At 61.5% G+C, this 3,287-nt stretch carries 3 protein-coding genes; 2 read left to right on the top strand and 1 reads right to left on the bottom strand.

From position 1 onward, the window contains the following. Window positions 1-45 precede the first annotated feature (45 nt). Both KKC91_12695 and KKC91_12690 read left to right on the top strand, forming a co-directional pair. Window positions 46-426 (top strand): hypothetical protein, encoded by a 381-nt coding sequence (locus KKC91_12695; GenBank protein MBU0479401.1) that lies wholly within the window; start codon window positions 46-48, stop codon window positions 424-426. Between the two features lie 543 nt (window positions 427-969). Then, a protein-coding gene (locus KKC91_12690; protein MBU0479400.1) for an IS3 family transposase occupies window positions 970-2,089 on the top strand; the annotation gives its coding sequence in 2 pieces (ribosomal slippage) (window positions 970-1,259 and window positions 1,258-2,089; 1,122 coding nt in all). Between the two features lie 88 nt (window positions 2,090-2,177). Here the strand turns inward: KKC91_12690 and KKC91_12685 are convergent. After that, window positions 2,178-3,287: restriction endonuclease subunit S (locus KKC91_12685; GenBank protein ID MBU0479399.1), on the bottom strand; the 1,110-nt coding region annotated here is incomplete at its 5' end.

The raw sequence follows: 3,287 nt of genomic DNA, 5'->3' as shown, positions 1-3,287 counted from the left end.
GGGACGGTGGAGTAGCCGACACCTGCGTTCTGGCGACACAACAACATGTTCCGGGCGCGGCCGCCCGGGGACGGGTTGCCTGACCTGGCGGCGGTGGCCGGTGAGGTCTGTATCGCCTCTTGTGACCACGGGCCGGTCAAGGTGTCGTGGGGCGTGGCCAACCAAGGGCACGCCGACGCAGCAGGGTTGATCTCGGTGGCGCTGTACGCCGACCACGCTGACGGCGAAACGCTGCTGGCGGTCCAGAACATCGGCGAGCTGCGCTACGGCACCCAGGTAGGCGGCGAGACCTTCGAGATCGATCCGGAGGACTGGGGCGACGGCATCCGCATCGTCGTGGACGACGACGGCACCGGGACCGGCGACCACGACGAGTGCGACGAGGCCAACAACATCTGGGAGATCGCCGGGACGATCTGCCCCTGAGGCAAGACCTGTGCCGCACCCCCGCGGCGGCCCGTACCCCGTAACCGTTGCTTCGTGAACCCGTTTCAGCCCGGCACGCCTCCCGGTAGCCCAGCCTAATTTTCTCCCTGGGCAAAAAGCCTCTGACCGAATTCTCCGAGAACCCCCCGATCCGGGTGCGCAAAATCCCCTGTGCGTATCGGGGCTTCAAGATGTCTATTTGCACGCAACTTGGGCAACCTCGGGCCTGGCGGTGGTGTCCTCGACTGAGAGGCGTCACAACGGACATCGTGGGTGCCTATGGCCGATCCCGCCACGGGGAGATGCTGCTTGACGACTGCGAGAGAGTAGCGCCGGTCATCAATGTGATCGCCGGGCCGGGTTTCGCGTTCCTCGATGCGAGGATCAAGCCCTGTTCAACCAGGCCACCGCCTCGCCCTCGTCTCTGAACATCCTTATCTTGATCGGGTACTCTATGGTGGACCCCAATTTTCGGACCACTCCTGCATAGAGTATGCCATGTGATAGGTTGAGGCTTGGCCTCCGACAAGGAGGAGTTCGGCCATGCGGAAGAATCGGTTGCGAAAAAGACGTTCCCACTCAGCAGCGTTCAAGGCCAGGGTGGCCAGGGCGGCGATCAAGGAAGACAAGACCATCGCCCAGCTCGCCAGCGAATTTGAAATTCATGCGTCTCAGGTCAACCAGTGGAAGAAGGACGCCATCGCGCGGCTCCCGGAGATCTTCTCGACCAGACCCGACCGTGATGAGCAGGAAAGTGCCCGACGCGAGTCTGCATTGTACGAGGAGATTGGCCGCCTGAAGGTGGAACTGGACTGGCTTAAAAAAAACTCACAGGGCCTCGGCTGAGGAGCGACGATCATGGATTCGTCCTTGGCCGGGGCTAAGCATCCGCAGCCAGTGCGAACTGGCGGCGGTGATCAGATCGTCGGTGTACTACGTGCCGCAGAACGAATCGGCGGCAAACCTGAATCTGATGAAACGTATCGACGAGCTGTATACGAAGTGGCCATTCTATGGTTCGCGGCGCATCACAGCGCACCTCAACCAAGAGGGCCACAGCGTGAATCGCAAGCGCATCCAGCGCCTGATGGGCGTAATGGGTATCCAGGCGATTTACGCGAGACCTCGAACAACAAAAGCGGCCCCGGAGGACAAGAAGTACCCATACCTGCTGCGCGATTTGCAAGTCGTGCGGCCGAACCAGGTGTGGTGCAGCGACATCACCTACATCCATTTAACTCACGGCTATGCCTACCTGGTGGCCATCATGGACTGGTACAGCCGCTACGTACTCACCTGGCGGTTGTCGAACTCCCTGGAGACCACGTTCTGTCTCGATGCTCTCCAGGAGGCTCTGGAGGGTTTTGGGAGGCCAGACATCTTCAACACGGATCAGGGCAGCCAGTTCACCAGCGACGATTTCACAGGGTGTTTGAAGGATGCGGACGTGGCGATCAGCATGGATGGCCGCGGGCGATTCGTCGACAACATCTTCATCGAGCGGCTATGGCGTTCCGTGAAGTACGAGGAGGTGTACCTCAAGGACTACCGGACGCTTCCAGAGGCGTCGAGGAACCTGGCAGCGTATTTGACGTTCTACGATCACGAACGCCTCCATCAGTCGCTGGGCTACCACACGCCAGCGTCGGTGTATCTGACCTGATGACATCGCGTGTGCTGATGGTGCAAGATTCAACAACGGAAATTTCACCCCCCTCGGGGGGTACCCACCCGCCTGTAGCGGGCGGGGATCAGGATCCCGAGTTTGCTTTCGCAATCTCGGGAAGAAATCGGGGGCCTGCAGCCCCCTCAAACAAACGTCGGAGGACCACGCCTCTATCTAAGAACTGGCGATTCCTGGTCCGAAGGATGGGGTCCACCTTACAGACAGCAGCGCGACCGGGTTCCCCTCCCTCACATACAACCAGATCACCCTCCCTGACTGACACATCATCAAGTTCTTCGTCCCGGTCACGCATCTCGTTGACGGAATCGAGGTCGAATCCGAACCACCTCACGTTAGCGTTTCTCAAGTACGGGCGGGGAATGCCGAGGTTCTTCTGCTTGTCGAGCATCTTCCCCAGGCGATGCTCTGAGATGGCTACGAACGAAGTCCATGACCATCCCTCGGGCAGCTCCGGCAGCCCGTCCACGTCCGGCGCGACGGGCTCCATGTACTTGCCCTTCTTCCCCGACTCCGCCCACCGGTGGCGACGCTCCTTCAGGACACGTTCCAGCAGGGCGGAGGCGGGCTCGTAGTCCCGGCCCTCGGCACGGGCCAGCTCTACCTCGGTGGGGACGAGCTGCCCCTCCACCGCCGCCTTGATCACCGACGCCCGGTACCGCCGCAGGTTCGTTTGCACCCGCTCCAGGGTCGCCACGGCGGCGTCGAGGCGGGTGAGGTAGGACTCGACGGCCTGGACGATGCGCTCTTGTTCGGGGAACGGGGCGAGGGGGAACTCTATCTCTGCGAAACGCCCGGCCCCGAGATGGGCGATGTTCGTCGTCCACCGGGCAATCCGCATGAACCTCTGGGTGTGCAGGTACCCACGGAATACCATCAACGCGAACTCGGATCGGAGACCGGGACACGGGCGAAAGCGGACGAGGGTGTTCTGGAAACACGCCCCGGGGACTTCGCCCCGGTAGATGGCCGGTCTTCCAACCAGGTGAAGGCTCTGCCCTTCATTCAGGAGGACGTCCCCGTTTTCAAGGCGGTACGTCTCGAACTCATCCGGGGAGAAGTTCATCTCCAGGACGCTGGAGGTGTCGATCCGATCCTCGTATACGTTCGCGACGCGAAGATAGGGTCTCATGTTGGGGCCGGTGTGGTTCTTGGGCGACCGCTGTCGGCCTAGACG

The organism is bacterium, from assembly GCA_018812485.1.
Lineage (GTDB): Bacteria > JAHJDO01 > JAHJDO01 > JAHJDO01 > JAHJDO01 > JAHJDO01.
Note: the sequence above shows the minus strand (reverse complement) of the source record. Positions and strands in the feature narration are given on the sequence as shown.

Coding starts and splice junctions, on each gene's coding strand:
- KKC91_12695 (MBU0479401.1), top strand. CDS start 46: ATGTTCCGGGCGCGGCCGCCCGGGGACGGGTTGCCTGACCTGGCGGCG.